Below are 19,451 nucleotides of genomic sequence, written 5' to 3' on the forward strand. Positions count from 1 at the left end.
ATATGATGAAGAGCTGACTAAAAAACGTTTTATCGAGTTAGAACCAAGTGATCTGATTCCAGAAAATCGATTATACAAAACAGGCGATTCGTGTCGTTGGACAGAAAATGGCAATATTGAATTTCTTGGCAGAATCGACCAACAAGTAAAAATAAGAGGCTTTCGGATTGAATTGGAAGAAATTGAGTCGACCCTTGAGTTGATGGAAGGGGTTGATGCCGCAGCGGCAGCAGCTGTAGATGGAGGTATTGGTCAGAAAATGCTAGTCGTTTATGTGGTGAGTCAGTATAAAGAAGTAACACAAGAAAGTGTCAAATCTTATATGTCTGAACGACTGCCAAAATATATGGTTCCACAAGTAGTCAAATTCTTAAAGGAATTGCCTCTTTTACCCAACGATAAACTCGATCGTAAAAAACTCATCCGTATGGAAGAAGGTGTACGATCTGAGGAAGAGATTGTTACATCCTGTCAAAGCTCAAATGCAGCCATTGGCAATGGTATTCACAAACAGCCTCTAACAGGTTCAAACCATGAACAACAAACAACCATTTTATCCGTCATTCAGAACGAACTAGCACACATTCTTAATTTAAGTGATCCGACACAGATATTACCAGATGATTCGTTCGAAAACCTTGGACTAGACTCTTTAAGTACTTTAGAATTCAGTAGCCGACTCAGTAAAGTAGTGGGGCAAGAGGTGCCAGATCAGGCGGTCTTTAAGTACTCCACTTCTAATGCACTCGTAAATTACATTCTCAATATGAGTGGAAGTGGAACCGATACTCCTTCAACAGATAAAATGCCTAGTACTGCTACAGATACATTGGCTAGTTTTCAAAAACACATACAGTCTAGTCATCCTACGTTTCAGGCTGCGAAAGTGCCGACTTGGTCTGTAAATGATAAGAGCAAGTTAGTTCAGGAAGTACTGCGTATGGTCAACGACAATCGCAGAAACCCATATAGTAAGGTATTGAGAACAGGAAGCGGTACAAGAGGTCTTGTAGGCGATGCCTACAATGATGAAGAGCAAGAAGCGATTATATGGACCACTAATCTATATCTTGGATTGAACCGTGATCAAAAAGTCATTGAACAAGCCTCCATTGCCTTAGAACGTTTTGGAACTGGAATGGGAACCTCAGCAGCAGCGTCGGGAATGACGAATCAGCACTTGGAATTCGAAACAGAATTTGCTGATTTAGTAGGAAAGCCCAGTGCTTGCCTGTTCCCCACAGGATACACCGCCAATGTCGGAGCCATTGCTGGCATTTTAGGCAAAAACGATGTTGTTATTATCGATCAGCTTTGTCACGCCTCTATTGTAGATGGTGCGCGTCTATGCGGTGCGACCATTAGAACCTTTCAACACAATAATGCAGCCGACCTAGAGGCAGTGCTTACTTCAGAAGTATCACCTTATCGTACGGTACTCGTTGTTTTAGAAGGCGTATATAGTATGGGCGAAGGTGCTGCACCCGTCGCTGAAATCGTACGTATGGCAAAAAAACACAATGCCCTCGTTCTCGTAGATGAAGCACATTCTTTTGGTTTTTATGGCGAAGGTGGCGCTGGGATATGCGCTGCGCAAGGCGTTACCGAAGAAGTAGATTTCATTATGACCACCCTTAGCAAAGCCTTAGGAAGTCTTGGCGGCGTTGTTGCGGCTAGTCAAGAACATGTTGACCTGATGAAGTCGTCTTCCAGAGCCTATATCTTTCAGGCTTCCGTAAGCCCAGCAGATATGGCAGCAGCACTCACAGCACTACGACGCCTTCGTTCTGATGACGCATTGCGCGAGCGACTGTGGAGTACGACCCGTTATATGCGTCAGCAATTTGAAGAAGCAGGCTATGATTTAGGCACTGGAGACGGTCCTATTGTTACCCCTCATTTTGGTGACAAGGATAAACTGTATGCCATCGTACAAAGCCTCTATAAACGAGGTGTTCAAACATCGGCAGTTACCTACCCCATTGTAGAGAGCGGACGAGGTCGCTTACGACTCATCTGTTCGGCGGCGCATACCCGTGAAGACGTAGACAAAACACTACAAGCCCTTATCGAAGCAGAACGTGAAGTAGATGCACAACTTCTCACAACACGTAAGGAAATAAGAGATGAAAATACAACACACGTAGATCTTGAAACTTGGGCAAACACATTCGTTTCCTATCTAAAAAAATCAATAGGAGAAGTGAATGTAACAACACCCAATCTCAGGATATCGGTACGTGTATCTGAACTATCAGAACCTATCACAATAATAATCAAAGACGGAGACGTCACATTGAGTTCGTATCCAGATATTGATTTACCATCCTGTTCGTTGTTCCCTACGGGTACGGAAGCTGTTACTGCATTACAAACCTCAGATGTACAAGGATTGCTCAATAGCATCTGCAAAGGAACCTGTATCCTCAAAGGACAAGTTGAGGCATTTATATGGTTGATTGCAAGAATGGTAGAACAACGACGATAGGGTATTTCTAAAATATAGCATATATGCTCTATACTTAGTAAGTGTAGTCTATTTTCTATGCTCTATATTCTTTTTAAAAATCTCGCTTTCGCGAAAAGGACTCACGAGTCAAGGGAAACACGAATCAAGACAAAAACGTCCCTAACTCCTGAGTCTTGGAGCGTAGCGATCGTGAGTCACGCTTCCTAATTTCTCATACCTTTTCCGCTTTCGCGAAAAATATCTCTGCATCTTTTTAACTCGATTGTGGAAAACCATATAAAGGTCAATATTTGAATTAGTATCTTTAATGATGATTAAAAAAGTTTATAGTCGTTTGTAAGTGATAAACTAAAAAACTAAGATTTAAAAAGTTAAAAAAGCTGCTCATAAACAAATAATTACCAAATTATATCTTAAAAAAAGATAGTAAATTTGTGAAGAAACATACATAGTAAAAATGACCTATATGTTTTATAAAGTAGTTGGCAACAAGCTGACCTCACTCAAATGGAACGTCGAACGATAATAATAATTGGATTTCTATTCTGTTTAATCGGAATTTTCGTCACGCCATTATTTTATGAAAACATGCAATATGGAGAGATTTTCTTTCTGCTAATTTTATACCCACTTCCAGCTCTGATTTTAGCAATACTTAACGGCTATTTACTTTGGTATACTAAATTAAAAACTCAAAATCTGATTTTGAAAATCGGAATTGGACTCATTCCCATTCTGATTATGATATTACTCGCTATTGGAAAGGAATCGCCAGTTCAATTCATAGCAACTTTTGCAATTATTGGAATTGGAATAACTAATCTGATTTGGATTACTAAACTAAAAAAACAATAAACAGCGATTAAAAAAATCACAAATGGAAACTAAATCAATCGAGCAATTAGAAAAAGATGTTTGGAAGAATCCTTCCGAATTTCAAAGTGACTTGGTTGAGAAATGTTATAGCTACAGGAAAATCAGTATTTCGGAATTAAATTTTCAAAGTAAGCTTGAAGATATTATATCTATATAATACTAAAACAAGTTTAGTAAATAGCGCAATGAATACAACTACCCGTAGAATACAACTACCCGTATATAACTTGTTGCTTTACAATACTGCAAAACAAAGTTTTACTAGTTAAAGTTCTAAAATAAAAAGGATTTTTCAAATTGATTTTATAAATTTACAACCATACCACACCAGAACAGTATGGTAAAATTAAAAACTACAAAAAATCAAACACTATGAAAAAGTATTACTACACCCTCATTGTAGCAGGACTACTTAGTTTAGTAACCAATGCTCAGGTAATCTACAGTGATCAATTTGATGATGTTCTTACGACAGAGTCAAACAGTGCTTACGACGTGAGTCTTGAAAATGGAAATCTTACCATTGTCGGTAATGGTACCGCAGGCGCCTATAACGCTTTTCAGTATAATATACACGATGCTGGAACTCCAATTACTTTTGATATGATATCTACTCCACAGATTTTCATAAAAGCAAGAGCTAATGGACCTGGCGTATTACGAGTAGATGTGAAAGATGCTGAGGGATATGTGACGAATCTCTCTGCAAACTATGCGTCACTTACAGAAGATTTTGGGGTGTACACCCTTGATTTTACAGGTGATTTTAATGATGGTGGGTTTGGAGGGAGTCCTTGTGATACGACCGATGCACCTTGTCCAGTTAATCCAGCGACCATTACAAATCTTGTGTTTTTTGTAGATGATGCTACAGGTGGCTATAACGGGACTATTGAAATAGATTGGATTTCTGTAGGCGAACCTTTGGAAGAGCAAGAATCCAATATTTTATACAGTGATCAATTTGATGACTTTCTTACAACAGAATCAAATGATGCATACACGTCTTTACTAGTAGATGGCAATCTAACGATTGTAGGAAATGGTACGGCAGGAGCGTACAATGCTTTTGAATATGATTTACACGATATGGGTACATTGATGTCTTTTGACGTCTCTTCAAATCCAAAACTATACATCAAAGCAAAAGGAACCAATACCCCTTCTTTTCGTATCGATATGAGAGATGCAGCGGGCTATGTAACCAATCTACAAGCCAATGCTGTTAGCTTAGATGATACCTTTGGTATTTACACGTTGGATTTTATGGGTGATTTTTTAGATGGTGGGTATGGAGGAAGTCCATGTGATGCTGCTGATGCGCCTTGTCCAGTAGATCCATCTACGATTGCTAATCTGGTATTTTTTGTAAATGATGCGACAGGTGGATATGATGGAACAATTGAAATCGATTGGATCTCTGTAGGAGAGCCGCTTGAAGCGGAGGAGGAACCTGTACTTTTATACAGCGATCAGTTTGAGGACTTTTTAACAACAGATTCTAATGATGCCTATAGTGTATCTCTTGTAGAAGGGAATTTGAATATTGTTGCCAATGGTACTGCAGGCGCTTTTAATGCGTTTCAATACAACTTACACGACATGGGGACAGAAATGGCATTTGATGTTTCTTCGTTTCCAAAACTCTATATCAAAGCAAAAGGAACTAATACGCCCTCTTTTCGTATAGATATGAAAGACACAGAAGGCTATGTGACCAACCTACAAGCAAGCTCGGCTACCTTTACAGAGGAGTATGTCATCTACACCTTAGATTTTGAAGGAGACTTTCTAGATGGAGGCTATGGCGGAACTCCTTGTGACTCGGCAGATGCACCTTGTCCTGTAGATGCAATGACAATTGCTAATCTCCTTTTTTACGTAAACGACGCTACGGGAGGCTATGAAGGTGTTATTGATATTGATTGGATTTCTATAGGTCAACCGCTAGAAGATGCGTTACCTGCTGGTAAAAACATACGCTATAATCAAGTAGGGTATCACCTAAATAGAGAAAAGTTGATCAACCTCACTTCAGAAACTGATTTTGATCCGCTACCCTACACAGTGTTTGATGCTGGTGGAAATACAGTGGCTTCTGGAATGACTTCAACAACACAACTCTGGAATGAATCTCAGGAATATGTTGCGACAATAGATGTTTCAGAAATTAGTATAGAAGGAACGTATGTCATCACAGTGGATGATGAAGAAGCAGCATTTAGCGTAAGCGAAAATGTATATGAGTCTCTTAGCGAAGCTGCATTTAAATATTATTATTACAACAGAGCTTCTACAGAAATCACTGCGCAATACGGAGGTGACTACGCAAGACCGCTAGGCTTACCTGATACTGAAGTTCTAGTACATTCTTCAGCAGCATCAGATGCGCGTCCCGAAGGTACAGTCATCTCTGCACCAAAAGGATGGTATGACGCTGGAGATTATAATAAATATATTGTAAATAGTGGAATTAGCACCTATACCCTACTCGCTGCGTTTGAGCATTACCCAGCCTATTTTGAAACAAAGTCCTATGATATTCCTGAAACAACCAATGAGATTCCAGATATTCTAGACGAAATAAAATGGAATTTAGATTGGATGTTAACGATGCAAGATCCCAATGATGGGGGTGTATATCACAAACTAACAGGATTAAACTTCCAAGGAATCATTATGCCTGCAGACTATACTGCAGACCGTTATGTGGTTCAAAAATCAACTGCCGCAGCGCTCAATTTTGCAGCAGTCACCGCCATGGCATCCCGTATCTATGCAGATTATGAAGATGAAATTCCGGGCTATAGTGCTCAATTATTAGCCGCATCAGAAAGTGCCTATATGTGGGCACAAGCAAATCCAACCATATATTACGATCAACCTGACGATGTGTTTACAGGAGAATATGGAGATACCAATGTAACCGATGAATTTCAGTGGGCAGCAGTAGAGCTTTTTATTACCACTGGAGAAGAGACATATAATAATGATATTGATGTCGAAGCTATCGGCAACGGAATCCCATTTTGGGGATATACAGCACCTCTAGCCCTGATCTCGATAGTTACAAATGCAGACCAGCTTTCTGGTGATGTAGATGTTGCAAGTGCAACGGCAAAGCTTTTAGAAACATCTAATCAATTAAAAGAAAAAGTAAATAATAGTGCGATGCGCGTTGCGATGGGCGCTGGTGATTATAACTGGGGAAGTAACGGTCAAGCGGGTAATCAAATGATGTTATTATTAATAGCCTATCAAATTGATGGAGATGAAACCTTTCTGGATGCCGCATTTACAGCTTCAGACTATTTACTAGGTCGTAATGCCACTGGATATTGTTTTGTAAGTGGTTTTGGTGATCTATCTATGAACAATCCACATCACAGAATTTCTGAAGCAGATGCTGTTGCAGATGCTGTACCAGGCATGGTGGCTGGTGGTCCTCACTCAGGTCAACAAGACGGCTGCCCTGGATACCCTAGTACTGATCCTGCACGATCGTATGTAGACACGTGGTGTTCCTACTCCTCAAATGAAGTAACAATTAACTGGAATGCTCCTTTATTCTACTCGACAGCGGCACTGTACAGAATTCAAGAAGAAACGCTTTCTGTTGAAGATCTTGAAGTAACAAGTGATAGCTTGTTACAACTCTACCCGAACCCGTCTACAGGATTTATCAATATCAACATAAATAATGCATCAAACGTGTCTGTAAAAGTATTTGGGATGGATGGTAAACTTCTTATGACGAAACAACTTGAAACGTCTACCCCACTTAACATTGCTTCGCTTTCAAAGGGAATGTATGTTATTCAAGTAGCATATCAAGGACAAAACTATAGAGCGAAATTTTTAAAGGGATAAAACGTTCTAATTATTTCTAAAAAAGGTGTTTATGATAAGCACCTTTTTTTATATCATCATATTTCTGAAAATATATTTTTTAAGTACGCTTTCGCGAAAGCGAACACATAATTTTTAGCTTTCAAAATAGAAAATGAAAATTTAATAGATTACTAACCTTGAAATGTAGTATCTTTTTTACAAGTTTATAAGCGACACTTCATACACAAACCATTATAGGCATGATAAAAAATATACCTTTCTATATACTACTATGCTATTCATTAGGAACTTGGGCTCAAAAACCAATCCCGAATAAAGTTGATATGTGTACCATGCTTACCGAAATGATACAAAACGATAGATTATATCGATTGAAAACTCCAGACCGCTTTTCTCTACACGAAAGTGAATATTCTGAAAAAGAAGTTGATTCTATGAAGTTCCTACAGAGAAAAATAGATAATTATAATACGGAAAAACTCATTGAGTTGACAAAAGAATACGGGTGGATATCTGATGAAAGAATTGATTGCCCTGACTTAAATGTTTGGTTAATTTTTAGGCATTCTCAAAACAAATACTTTGAAGAGATTTCTCAAATCATAGAAAAAGAACACAAAGCAAAGCGGTTAAATGATTTTCAATACGGATTGATGTATGATCATTTACACGCGAGACCTCGTGGATAACTAAGAACTAAACTCTCAGCGATACGCTAAAATCACATATAATAGACTCTGGACTAGAAGTAACTGTGTGATTCACTTTGTATGGTTTTTCGCTTTAAGCGAAAAAAATTATATAGGCATTAACCAAGTACCACCAAATGAAAAAAAGTACCAAAAATTGATATTGACTTGTATGTTTATATTTTGGACTAGGTGTAGCCAAAGGGAAACTGGGATTTTCTGGCGCGCATTCTAATGAGTTTTCTGTTCATCCAGATGCATTTTATTATGGAATTGAATTCTTTTATGATTTATTGAAAATTCAGCAGTAATGAGTTTTCAAGCAACTCCTATCATCAAAAACTAAAAGGAATACTTTGAATAAACCATAATTTATTTTGACATCTTCCCTTCTCTTTTAAAGTGTATTAAAATTAATCTTATGAATAGATTAGTATACAATTCAGTAGGTAAAACTTACAATTGAGTCTGTTTAAATTCATCTTAAAATCATATCACTATACTTTTGAAAAAAAATATAGTATGTTTTCTAGTGTAGTAGGTAGTATTCATTTTGTTGCATCCGTTATCGCGTTAATTTCTGGCACCATTGTTCTTTGTGGAATGAAAGGCACAAAAATCCATAAGAAGGTGGGGTATATCTATGCAGTATCAATGTTAGTGGTTGTAAGCACGTCATTTATGATCTATCGATTGCATGGAAGGTTTGGGATTTTGCATTGGTTTTCTGTCGTTAGTAGCCTATCGTTACTCGGTGGAATGTTACCGATGCTTCTCAAAAAACCAAAGAATTATATGGCTTATCATTTCAGCTTTATGTATTGGAGTGTCATTGGGCTTTACTGTGCATTTTGTGCAGAAATTTTTACGCGTATTCCGATTTGGTTAGTATTAGATAAGAACGTTGCGGTGCTATTCTATGCTATGGTAGGAGTTTCAACAGCAGTCGTTGGTGGAATAGGCTCTATTTATTTTAGGAAATACAAACATACTTGGAAAACGTTTGATAAACATACATACTGATGCTTTGAAAAATACTTACCAAGCATATACACATTCTTAAAATCCTACAGATTTCTCTCTGGTTCATTTTCTTTTGTTAATTTAGTTGCTAGTCAGCGACAGGAAACCATACAATAACACCTTCTTCATCATCAAAAAAAGGATTCAAATAGTATTTATAGCACACGTACATTTCTTATGAACAAACTTCAAGTCGAAATAGGCGAAATTCGGCATACTCGGATGGCTCGCAGAATTGAGCATACTTTAAGCAAAACAAAAGGAATCCATCTGGTGTCTGTTTCAACTTCAGGAGTCATACACGTTGAATGGGATGCTACTCAGACGAGTGTCGCAAGCATTCTTGAATCTGTCAAAAAATTAGGGGTGTCAGTTATCCAAGTAAAAATGGATGATGAACAGCATTCACATAAAGAGGATAGTGATCACACACACTCTAATCTCCATATTTTAGGAGATAATACTGAACTTTATTTCGCCATAATTAGCGGTGTTTGTTGGATTTCAGGTATTATTTTTTCTTTTATTACTGATGCTCCAGAATATATAGCTACCATTCTTTTTATTATCGGAACTATTTTTGGAGGGATTTTTACGTTCATTACCGCAACTAAAGATGTCCTTATAGGAAAGTTTGAAATAGATTTTTTGATGCTATTTGCAGCTATAGGGGCCGCAGCTTTAGGAAAGTGGGAAGAAAGTGCTTTATTGCTTTTTTTATTTAGTTTAGGACATGCCTTAGAGCATTATGCGATGAGGCGTGCAAGGAAATCTATTGCCGCACTTTCTGACTTAGCACCTCCAATGGCATTGGTCAAACGCAATGGTGAATTAATCGAAGTGCATATTGAACAACTTAAATTAGGAGATATTATTGTCGTCAAACCTAATTCAAAAATAGCTGCAGACGGCGTGGTTACAAAAGGAACAAGCCCTGTCAATCAGTCAGCTATTACAGGTGAAAGCGTTCCTGTAGATAAATATCCTAGTCCCAACTGGCAAAGTGAAAATGAGATTAAAAAATTGCTGCCAGAACACCGTGTTTTTGCAGGTACAATAAATGGCAGTGGTGCACTGGAAATTAAAGTTTTAAAGCAAGCAAAAGACAGTACGCTCTCTCGCTTAATTACTTTAGTAAAGGAAGCAGAAACACAAAAATCCCCAACGCAACATCTCACGGATAGATTTGAAAAATATTATGTTCCCGCCGTGTTAGTTTTAGTGATAGTCTTGTTATTTGCTTTTCTTGTGATTGATGAAACCTTTAAAGAAAGTTTTTATAGAGCGATGTCTGTGCTTATTGCTGCATCGCCTTGTGCATTAGCTATCTCGACACCAAGTGCTGTATTGGCAGGAATTGCGAGAGCTGCGCGTCAAGGCGTGTTAATTAAAGGGGGGCTTCCACTTGAAGAATTAGGAGGAATACGAGCTATTGCTTTTGACAAAACAGGAACTCTTATCGAAGGTAGACCAACCTTGACGCATGCTATTCCATTTGGAACGATTACTAAAACTCATCTATTAAAAATTGCTGTTGCGGTAGAGGCATTGAGTGACCATCCTTTAGCAACAGCTATTGTTGAGGGAGGAAAGAAAGAATTAGGATATATTGATATTCCTGAGGCAGAAAATTTAAAGGCATTAACAGCAAGAGGTATTCAAGCCAATTGGAAAGATAGTATTGTTCATATTGGTAATCGAAGACTTTTTGAAGAATTGACAGGCGCCTTAGTTCCTGAAGAAATTGGTGAAAAAATGTCAGCACTTGAATCAGGTGGACATACCACGATGATTATTCATCAAGATAATGAATATTTGGGTATTATTTCTGTCATGGATATTGCTCGTCCTGAAGCAATATCAACGCTTACCGCTTTGAAAAAAATGGGGATTAAACGAATGGTCATGCTCACGGGTGACAATCAGAAAGTAGCAGATGCGATCGCAAAAAATATAGGCATCACCGACCCTATGGGGAGTTTGCTTCCTGAAGATAAAGTAAAAGCTATTGAACAACTCAAACAACAGGAAGGTCGTGTCGCTATGGTGGGAGATGGTGTAAATGATGCTCCTGCAATGGCAAAAAGCACCGTTGGTATTGCCATGGGCGCAGCTGGTTCTGACGTTGCTTTGGAAACTGCAGATATTGCATTGATGGCTGATAAACTGGATAATCTTCCATTTGCTATTGGTCTGAGCCGAAAAGCAAAACGCATCATTAAGCAAAATTTAATTATCAGTTTGAGTATGGTAGCACTTTTAGTTCCTTTGACAATTATGGGAACGATAGCCATTGGACCCGCCGTGGTAGGACACGAAGGCTCTACGCTGATAGTCGTCTTGAATGCGTTGCGGCTATTAAAATATGAACTATAAAAGAGGTCTAGCACCGGGAGTCATGTTTTAAAGTATTTCGCTTTAAGCGAAAAAAAACTCAGCAATCAAAGATGCATACGTTACTCTATGTACTTCATTCATAAAAAAATCCAGAAAAGCTAACTTCTCTGGATTTTTTAATCTTCTGAATTATATTCTCCTATTTGAGGAAAACTGAAATATCTATTATTTTACAATCAATTTTTTGACAATTGTTTGATCTTCGCTTACTATTTGTATGAAGTATATTCCAGTAGAAAGTGTGCGTATATCAATTTGTTGAGATTGATTAAAGGTACTCAAATCTATTTGTTGCACGCGTTGTCCGCTTATATTTACAATAACAAGTTCTTGTAATTGCTTGTTTCCAGAATACCCAAGTGTAATTTCGTTTATTGCTGGATTAGGATACACAGTAATATCATTTGTAGCTATTGCTTCTTCTTCTGTACTCAATAGGTCTCTCTCTTCAAAAACTACAGTAAAACGATCTGGCTGAATTCCTCTAATTGAAGTAAACTCATAAGATGTTTCTTTTAGATTGGTAATTGTATTAAGGAGATTATCAATAATATATATAGGTGCCTCTTCAAGTCCTGTTCCTTCAAAACGATCTATACTAATTGTATAGGTTTCTTGGGTTTCTACCGTGGTAGAGAATCCTAGAGCAAGCTCTATTTGTGTATTGAATGCTTCACGTCCTTGAATAGAAAGATACTCTCCTTCTAGGTTTGTAAATAATGATAAAAAGGTTCCTAATCTTTTTGTGTCATACCCATTATCAAATTCAGGAGTAGCAAGATCTGTAAATCCGATACCTGCTTGTGAAACAGCTTCATCATAAGCCGAAGTTGTTAAATTTAACCAGAGCTTGTCTATAGTATTAGAAACATTTTCATTACTTCTAAAGCCATCATTGTTACCCGTCACTCGCATTGAGTTGGTAAAGACCACTGGAGTATTGTTTAAAGCTTGATCTTGTTGTGCTTTAATCCCAAATCCTTGTGCAGACGACATAAATTGGGTAGGCGCTGTCCCACCATTTACGGCAGCAGTCCCCATCATAGCATTACGTACAGAGATATCATTCATAGAGAAATTACTCGTTCCTGCGCCTGGTAATGTTGATACAGGATTTGTAAGATGATCCCAATAATAGACTTCATTTACAGCATTATTTGCATTTATGAATGCAGTCACATCTATTGCAGATGCATACGGATTTCCTAAAATATTATAGTTATTTATAGTCGCAGGACCATTGTAATTAAGAGGCACTGTGATGGTACCTGAGTTCAACGTTCCTTGTGTATAGGTAAGTGTATAAGATCCATCACCAACATTAGGTGCTGGCTGAGGGAACACTAATTGTCCTATTCCAGCGGCTGGTAAAGCCGTACTTCCTGTGACGGGTAATAAATAATCATTGTCATCATCAAGGAAGTTTTCTGCTCCAGCAAATTCTGGAAAGGTCATCAAATCAATAGAGAAAGGCACAAAGTTAGCTGGAATAATACCAAACACAGCTCTAGAGTTTCCATAAACACCGTCTCGTGTTTCTGCATCCATTGGACTACTCATCGCCACATAATTACGATCATCGATTGTAGGCGTGATTTTTTCTACACTGATATTTCCATTATTAAATGTCTCTGCAGCTTCAAATACTTGTACAACACTCCCTGTATTAGATATATCTAATGTTCCATTTACAGTAATATCATTTTGAACACTTACAAAAGTACCGTCGGCTACCGTAAGTGTAGCACCTGTATTAATCGTAAGTTCACAAGCAGTGATATTTCCTAAGCCCATATCAGATGTGTCATAACTTTCAGTAATAATAGCTCTCACAGAAGCTGTTGGAGCTCCGTTATCCCATCCACCTGCAATTGTGTAGGTTGTGGTTGTAGGACAAGAATCTAAATTTGCTTGGTACATTCCATTACCGTGTGTTCCCACTAATAAGATATTATCCGAAGGACGATATACCAAACTACTTACAATAGCCAATCCCACTTGATCAGGAGATTCTAAAGTCCAATCAACATTTATAGGATCTGTACTAGAATACAATCCTCTTGCAGTACCTACAAAATATGTAATGGTTCCGTCTACTACAGTAATCGCTGCAGATCGTATAGAGTGTGATGCTAAGTTACGTTCAGCTAGTGTCCATGTTGGACTAGCGTCTGTAAGGTTTGAAGTAACATATATATTATTAATCCCATAGTTAGAATAGACTACCATTCCAATATCAGGATTTGTAGGGTGTATTGCTACACCACTTACTACTGAATTTGGCGCTGTAGATGCTCCTGCAGGTGTAATATTATCTGCTGTACTAAGGTTTGTATTACGTGGATTATCATGTCTAAAAACACCTCCGTTTTGTCCTCCTATTAAGGTAAAACTACTTGTAGTATAGGTACCTCTTGTAGAAGCTATACTACGTATATTCTGAGCTGTAGATAAGCTTCCTATATTTGTCCAAGTTCCGTTAGTAACAGTAGCTCCATTAAGGGTTCTATACACATCATTTCCATCTGCGTAATACATGGTATTGGTATCTGGATCTAGATAAAAATACGTTACAAAAATACTATTGCTAGTACCAGCTGGTTGAATATCTGAAATACCGCTTCTAAAAGCAAAAAAGCCTCCATTTTGTACTGTAAAATACAATTGAAGGTCCGATAAAGATGAAGGACCTGTAGCTGTTCCTGTTCTTCCTATAGCTACAGCTGCACCATCTCCTCCAAAAAAGTCAAGCATTTCTGTACTATTAGCTACGCCTGTTAAGTCAGCAGCTCCTCCAAGAGTTGTTCCATTATCTTGCGCACCACCTATGACAAAGTCTGTATCTGCCTGAGGATCCATTCCTACATGATAATATTGATAGGTTTGATACTCATTATTGAGTGTTGTCCAACGTACAGTCGCGTCTGTAACTGTTGTAGTATGTACACCTCCATCTGTACCTGAAAGTAATGTATTTGCATTAAATGGGCTGAATACTAAATCGTGAATATCTGGATGATGGGTATCGCCATCATTGGCAGTAGCATCACCAGAACCATAAGAAGCAAAGCTTGTATTACTAATATAACCACCTATACGACCAAATGTAGCATCTGTTACAATATTTGCTATTCGATATACATTGGTACCTCCTATAACAACAAAATTGACATCATCTGGCTTTACAGACACTTCAAGATCATATCCACCTTGTATGGCAAAAGGATCATTTCCTCCTAAATCCCCTCCTGGTTCATCAGGAAGTTTTCCAGAAAAATCTGTCCAAACACCTGTTCCTACATCATAACGCCATAAATCGGCTTCTATAGCTCCACTGTTACCATTAGCATAAAGCGCATATACCACATCTGTATCTGAAGGTGCAATACCTAACACGATTCTTCCTGCAGCTGCCCATCCTGTAGGGGCTCCATTTTGTGCAATACGTGTATAGCTTCCTATACCTGTAGGAGATGTATACACTCCATTTGATCCACTTGCGCCATTAATAGCAACAAACACACGTCCTGTAGCTGTTATTTTTACATCTGTATTTCCTGCATTAAATGTAGATAACTCTGTATTTAAATTGGTTCCATTGTATCTAAAGATCCCATCAAAAGTAGCAATGTAAAGGTCACCTGTTAGTGGGCTCACCGCCAATGAATTTATAAAATCAAATGCTGAATCAAAAGATTCAAATGTAGAATCTGTTTGTGGTATTTGTGTCCATGTTTGTCCACTATCTACAGATCTCCAAACCCCTTGACCAAAATAGCTAGCAGTACCTAATGAAGCACTATTTCCTAATACTTCCCCAGTCGCATAGTACCAAATATTTTGAAATCCTACCCTTGGGTCTTGTGCAACAGCTGTTACATTATGTATCTCATCATTTGGAGATACCTTTGTCCAAGAAGTCCCACCATCGGTGGTTCTAAACATACCACTACTTACCCCTCCAGCAAGTATTGTATTCCCTGTAGCATCACTTACATCTACAGCAAGTGCTCTGGTACGTCCTCCTAAGTTGGAAGGACCTCTAGATTCATAAGGTGTTGTAAAAACTCTTGAATCTGAGTTTGCAGTTAAACTATTGATTTTTTCGCGTCTAGCTATTTCTAGCTCTATCGCTTTTTCTTCTCTAGGAATCAATCCTGTGGCAGGATCTTTTTGCATGTCAAATTCAAATTGAGCCCGTTGCTCAACCGTACGTTGTTTTTCTTCTATTGATGTTTTTTCTTTCTTCTCCGTTTTTAAAGAAGTTAACACCTGCGGTTCTGCATCTTCTATTTCTATAGTATTAAAGAATAGAAAACAGCAAATTCCTAGTAAGGCAATAGAAATAAATAGTATTTTTTTGTTCATGGTTACTTAGTTTATAATTTTAGGGACTTGATTATATAATTATTTTGGATCACGAAATTGACCTTCGTTGATCAACTAACTCTTTTAGCAAAAAGTAAAATGATGAATTTTTATCTATATTATAAAAATTAATTATTTCTACGAAAAATAATAGCAACACTAAAAATACATATTTTTTCTTTCATAATCGGCAAAATACACATAAAACCGACAAGTCACGCAAATTTATTAAAATCAATGAGTATAAATTATACTATTTTAACAAACGCAATGCGTAAATAACATCTATAAATAAAGGTGAAATGTAATCTATTGAAATGATGTTATGATGGTAAGCTATCTCAAAAATGACAAGAGTTTTGTATCATGTATTCATAAAAAAAGAGCTATCTAAATTTTAGATAGCTCTTTTACATTGGGAGTAATGTGTACTCTATTTTTTTTCGATTACAGGAGTATTAAGTTTACTACTCATCTCTATAGAAATCGCAGATCTTTCAAATTTCATTTTTCCAGCACCCGTTTCTAATACACAAGTAGTATCGTGTAACTCTAACACTTTTCCGTGTAGACCGCTTTTGGTGATCACTTTGTCACCTTTTTTTAAAGCTTTATCAAAGTTCTTTTCTTGCTTTAATTTTTTACGCTGTGGTAGTACTATAAAAAATACTATAAACACCGTAAAAAGCAAGAGTGGTCCTATTAATTCAGTCATATATTATTTGCTAACTCCTGCAGCTGGTGCATTTACAAAAGCTTTAATACGTAAAGTTTCTGTTCCTTTTTCTGTATTAGCTTTGATGGTGATTGTTTTTGTGATTGCATTTGCTCCACTAGCGTTATACTTTACAAGTAACTCACCTTTTTCTCCTGGTGCAACTGGGTTTTTAGAATATTCAGGAACTGTACATCCACAAGAACTTTTTGCATCAACAATCACTAAAGGAGCTTTTCCTGTGTTTGTAAATGTAAATTTATGCTCTACTGGGTTTCCTTTTTCAATAGTACCAAAATCATACTCAGACTCATCAAAAGTCATCACAGGAAATTCAGTTGCTTGAGCATCACGTGCTGCAGCTACTTCTACATTATCTTCATTTACTTTACTTGTTGCATCTTCTTTACAAGATGTAAAGATCATAGCAGTTAGTACACCTAATACTAGAATACCTTTTTTCATTTTTTATAATTTTAATTAATATAATTCTTCAACAAAAATACTAAAAATACTTATAACCAAAAGTTAAGAAAGAAGGTTTCTGTTAGAATTGCTTTTCTATAAGATAAAAACACCTAAATTCTTAGTTATCAATTAATTTAATCAGACGTATTTTAAAATTCTAATCAAGCCCTCTACCTTCTTTGGTAAATTTATTATTTTTTTGATATTCTTTTACCAGTTTATCTAGTATTCCATTAATAAAAATACTGCTCTTAGGTGTAGAATATTCTTTAGCAATTTCTAAGTATTCGTTAATGGTCGCCTTTACAGGAATAGATGGAAATTTTAAAAATTCACACAATGCCATTTTAATCAATACAAAATCAACATCAGCAATACGTTCTTTATCCCAATTGGGGGTGTTTTTTTCTATTTCGCCACTTAAATACTCATTATTACTTACCGTTCTTTCTAGTAATTCTATACTAAATGTCCTATCATCATCATTTTTAAATAAGCTTGGGAGAAAAAGACTTTCAGGTGAATTAGGCTTGACTTTTTCTAATCTTTTTAATACAGACATATTCACAATAGGAAGATCGTCTATCCACGTTAATCTACTATCTTCTATATAATCGTATAGCTTATCATTAGGAGCAATAAGTTCTGTATACCAACGTACCACAAATTTTTTCGCATTTTTAAAGCCCGTGTCAGAATCATTCATGTACTCCTCATAAAGCTCACTGGCAATGAGTTCATTAAAAATAATTGCTACATACTCATCATCCATACGCCAATTTTTCAATTTACGTTTGTCAAGCTCATCCTGTAGTAGCGAATTGTTGCTCAATTTTTCAAGCACCTCATTGCTGAGAAACTTTTCGTTTGGATTTTTTTCTTCTTCTGTGGCAAGTATTTTTTTGGAGTGTTTTTCTGAGTGCGCTTTCGCGAAAGCGTGTACCTCCACCATCATATCTAGCATCAAGAGATACAGATTATATACCTGGGCTATACTTTCGTTTACAAATTTACCCTCTACTTGGAGATTATTATTCTCCTTGCATCCCATAGCATATATGGTTTGCATCACCTTCACTCGAATGTGTCTTCTATTAAGCATAGCTACAAAGAACTTTTTCTTTTTAATGAATTAAAAAAGGGATTTTATATTTTTTTATAAAATCCCTGCAAAAATACATGTTTTTGATAGTAGTATTCCTACTTATTTTCATTTTTACGTACCTCAATACGCTCTAATGCTATTTTAAGTGCTGCTTCGTGTGTTGTTACACTAGTGGTATGTGCTTTCTCTAAGATTTCTAGCGTTGTATCATAAATATTTTCAGTCTTACATATAATTTCTTCTCTCCCGTAATTTTCTAGTTCTGCATATACATTAATAATACCTCCTGCATTGATTAAAAAATCTGGAGCGTATACGATCCCTCTTTGTTGTAAAATAGCTCCGTGAATTTTTTCGTCTGCAAGTTGATTGTTTGCTGCTCCTGCGATAATTCTTGCTTGTAATTTATGTGCCGTATGATCATTAATCGTCGCTCCGAGTGCACAGGGAGCATAAATATCCATAGGAATGCTATAGACATCATCACCTCTATAAATTTCTGCTCCATATTTTTTACTGACTTCTTCTAGGCGTGCTTCATTGATATCACTTATGATGACCTTACCACCTTCATTGGTAATATACTCCACAAGGACTTCTCCTACATGACCAATACCTTGTACAAGAACTGTACGCCCTTCTAAATGCTCAGACCCGAAAGTGTATTTTGAAGCTGCCTTCATTCCCATAAACACACCATAGGCTGTTACAGGTGAAGGGTTTCCTGCGCCTCCTTTACTTTTTGAAATTCCTGTTACGTATGGAGTTACTTCCCGTACCAAATCCATATCTGCAGTTTCCATCCCTACATCTTCTGCTGTGATGTATTTTCCACCAAGCGAATGAACAAATTCTCCAAAACGCTTCATTAATTCAGGGGTCTTCTGCGTTTTTGCATCTCCTATAATAACAGCTTTACCACCTCCTAGATTAAGACCCGTGATCGCGCTTTTAAAAGACATCCCTCTAGAAAGACGAAGTACATCATTTAAGGCATCCCATTCCGTTACATAATTCCACATACGTGTACCTCCAAGTGCAGGTCCTAGAACTGTATTGTGTATCCCAATGATTGCTTTTAATCCTGTATCTTTGTCATTGCAAAAAACAATTTGTTCGTGATCACTAAACGAAAGTTGTCCAAAAACTGGAGCTGCTTTTTTTAGTTCTTGCGGAGTAAGTATATCTGCAGTCATATCTATTTGTATAAAGTAAGTGTTTTGCTTTTTTATTAAAAACAATGCTCAAAAATAACAAATAGTTCAATTTGTCAATATAAAATTGCAGTAAAAATGCGAATTTGTTAATAAAAGAGCCGCACCCTAATTATAAATGAAAGCACTTAAAACTCTAAATCAATACTTTTTACGTTATAAATGGAGACTTATTCTTGGTATTTTTTCCATTATTGCTGCCCGCTTTTTTGCTGTTACCGTGGTCAAACTTGTAGGAGATTCTATAGATGTTATAAAAGAATATTGTGATATC

General features: G+C 36.9%; 12 protein-coding genes. 7 read left to right on the forward strand and 5 right to left on the reverse strand.

Annotated features, from left to right (window positions below):
- The 7 genes from Q0505_RS04270 to Q0505_RS04300 all read left to right on the forward strand — a co-directional run.
- The coding region (locus Q0505_RS04270) for an aminotransferase class I/II-fold pyridoxal phosphate-dependent enzyme (RefSeq protein WP_299209291.1) at positions 1-2,488 on the forward strand (2,488 nt) is incomplete at its 5' end.
- Positions 2,489-2,977: 489 nt separating this feature from the next.
- Entirely contained in the window at positions 2,978-3,325 is a 348-nt protein-coding gene (locus tag Q0505_RS04275; protein WP_299209294.1) for a hypothetical protein, read from the forward strand.
- A gap of 22 nt (positions 3,326-3,347) precedes the next feature.
- A complete protein-coding gene (locus Q0505_RS04280) occupies positions 3,348-3,503 on the forward strand; it encodes a hypothetical protein (protein WP_299209297.1) in 156 nt (51 codons plus the stop codon).
- A 215-nt stretch (positions 3,504-3,718) separates the two neighbouring features.
- Positions 3,719-7,216: a glycoside hydrolase family 9 protein gene (locus tag Q0505_RS04285; protein WP_299209300.1), complete on the forward strand. Its 3,498-nt coding sequence runs from the start codon at positions 3,719-3,721 to the stop codon at positions 7,214-7,216.
- Positions 7,217-7,437: 221 nt separating this feature from the next.
- Positions 7,438-7,887 carry a hypothetical protein gene (locus tag Q0505_RS04290; RefSeq protein ID WP_299209303.1) on the forward strand — a complete coding sequence of 150 codons (450 nt, stop codon included), beginning with the start codon at positions 7,438-7,440 and terminating at the stop codon, positions 7,885-7,887.
- Between the two features lie 522 nt (positions 7,888-8,409).
- A complete protein-coding gene (locus tag Q0505_RS04295; RefSeq protein ID WP_299209306.1) occupies positions 8,410-8,910 on the forward strand; it encodes a DUF2306 domain-containing protein in 501 nt (166 codons plus the stop codon).
- Positions 8,911-9,087: 177 nt separating this feature from the next.
- Entirely contained in the window at positions 9,088-11,286 is a 2,199-nt protein-coding gene (locus Q0505_RS04300) for a heavy metal translocating P-type ATPase (RefSeq protein WP_299209309.1), read from the forward strand.
- Positions 11,287-11,472: 186 nt separating this feature from the next.
- On the opposite strand, the gene Q0505_RS04305 is transcribed toward Q0505_RS04300, so the two are convergent.
- The 5 genes from Q0505_RS04305 to Q0505_RS04325 all read right to left on the reverse strand — a co-directional run bounded on the left by Q0505_RS04305 (position 11,473) and on the right by Q0505_RS04325 (position 19,159).
- On the reverse strand, positions 11,473-15,675 hold the full coding sequence (locus tag Q0505_RS04305) for a T9SS type A sorting domain-containing protein (protein WP_299209312.1): 4,203 nt from the start codon (positions 15,673-15,675) through the stop codon (positions 11,473-11,475).
- Positions 15,676-16,108: 433 nt separating this feature from the next.
- Positions 16,109-16,390: a preprotein translocase subunit YajC gene (gene yajC, locus Q0505_RS04310; protein WP_299209315.1), complete on the reverse strand. Its 282-nt coding sequence runs from the start codon at positions 16,388-16,390 to the stop codon at positions 16,109-16,111.
- Between the two features lie 3 nt (positions 16,391-16,393).
- The gene (locus Q0505_RS04315) at positions 16,394-16,855 is read right to left on the reverse strand and encodes a DUF1573 domain-containing protein (RefSeq protein ID WP_299209318.1); all 462 of its coding nucleotides are present in this window, start codon (positions 16,853-16,855) and stop codon (positions 16,394-16,396) included.
- Positions 16,856-17,015: 160 nt separating this feature from the next.
- Positions 17,016-17,960, reverse strand: coding sequence for a transcription antitermination protein NusB (locus Q0505_RS04320; protein ID WP_299209321.1), 945 nt, complete (start codon positions 17,958-17,960; stop codon positions 17,016-17,018).
- 98 nt (positions 17,961-18,058) lie between these two features.
- Positions 18,059-19,159 (reverse strand): Glu/Leu/Phe/Val dehydrogenase, encoded by a 1,101-nt coding sequence (locus tag Q0505_RS04325; RefSeq protein WP_299209324.1) that lies wholly within the window; start codon positions 19,157-19,159, stop codon positions 18,059-18,061.
- Positions 19,160-19,451 lie beyond the last annotated feature (292 nt).

Source organism: uncultured Dokdonia sp., from assembly GCF_937910895.1.
Classification (GTDB): Bacteria; Bacteroidota; Bacteroidia; order Flavobacteriales; family Flavobacteriaceae; genus Dokdonia.

Coding starts and splice junctions, on each gene's coding strand:
- Q0505_RS04275 (WP_299209294.1), top strand. CDS start 2,978: ATGGAACGTCGAACGATAATAATAATTGGATTTCTATTCTGTTTAATC.
- Q0505_RS04280 (WP_299209297.1), top strand. CDS start 3,348: ATGGAAACTAAATCAATCGAGCAATTAGAAAAAGATGTTTGGAAGAAT.
- Q0505_RS04285 (WP_299209300.1), top strand. CDS start 3,719: ATGAAAAAGTATTACTACACCCTCATTGTAGCAGGACTACTTAGTTTA.
- Q0505_RS04290 (WP_299209303.1), top strand. CDS start 7,438: ATGATAAAAAATATACCTTTCTATATACTACTATGCTATTCATTAGGA.
- Q0505_RS04295 (WP_299209306.1), top strand. CDS start 8,410: ATGTTTTCTAGTGTAGTAGGTAGTATTCATTTTGTTGCATCCGTTATC.
- Q0505_RS04300 (WP_299209309.1), top strand. CDS start 9,088: ATGAACAAACTTCAAGTCGAAATAGGCGAAATTCGGCATACTCGGATG.
- Q0505_RS04305 (WP_299209312.1), bottom strand. CDS start 15,675: ATGAACAAAAAAATACTATTTATTTCTATTGCCTTACTAGGAATTTGC.
- yajC (WP_299209315.1), bottom strand. CDS start 16,390: ATGACTGAATTAATAGGACCACTCTTGCTTTTTACGGTGTTTATAGTA.
- Q0505_RS04315 (WP_299209318.1), bottom strand. CDS start 16,855: ATGAAAAAAGGTATTCTAGTATTAGGTGTACTAACTGCTATGATCTTT.
- Q0505_RS04320 (WP_299209321.1), bottom strand. CDS start 17,960: ATGCTTAATAGAAGACACATTCGAGTGAAGGTGATGCAAACCATATAT.
- Q0505_RS04325 (WP_299209324.1), bottom strand. CDS start 19,159: ATGACTGCAGATATACTTACTCCGCAAGAACTAAAAAAAGCAGCTCCA.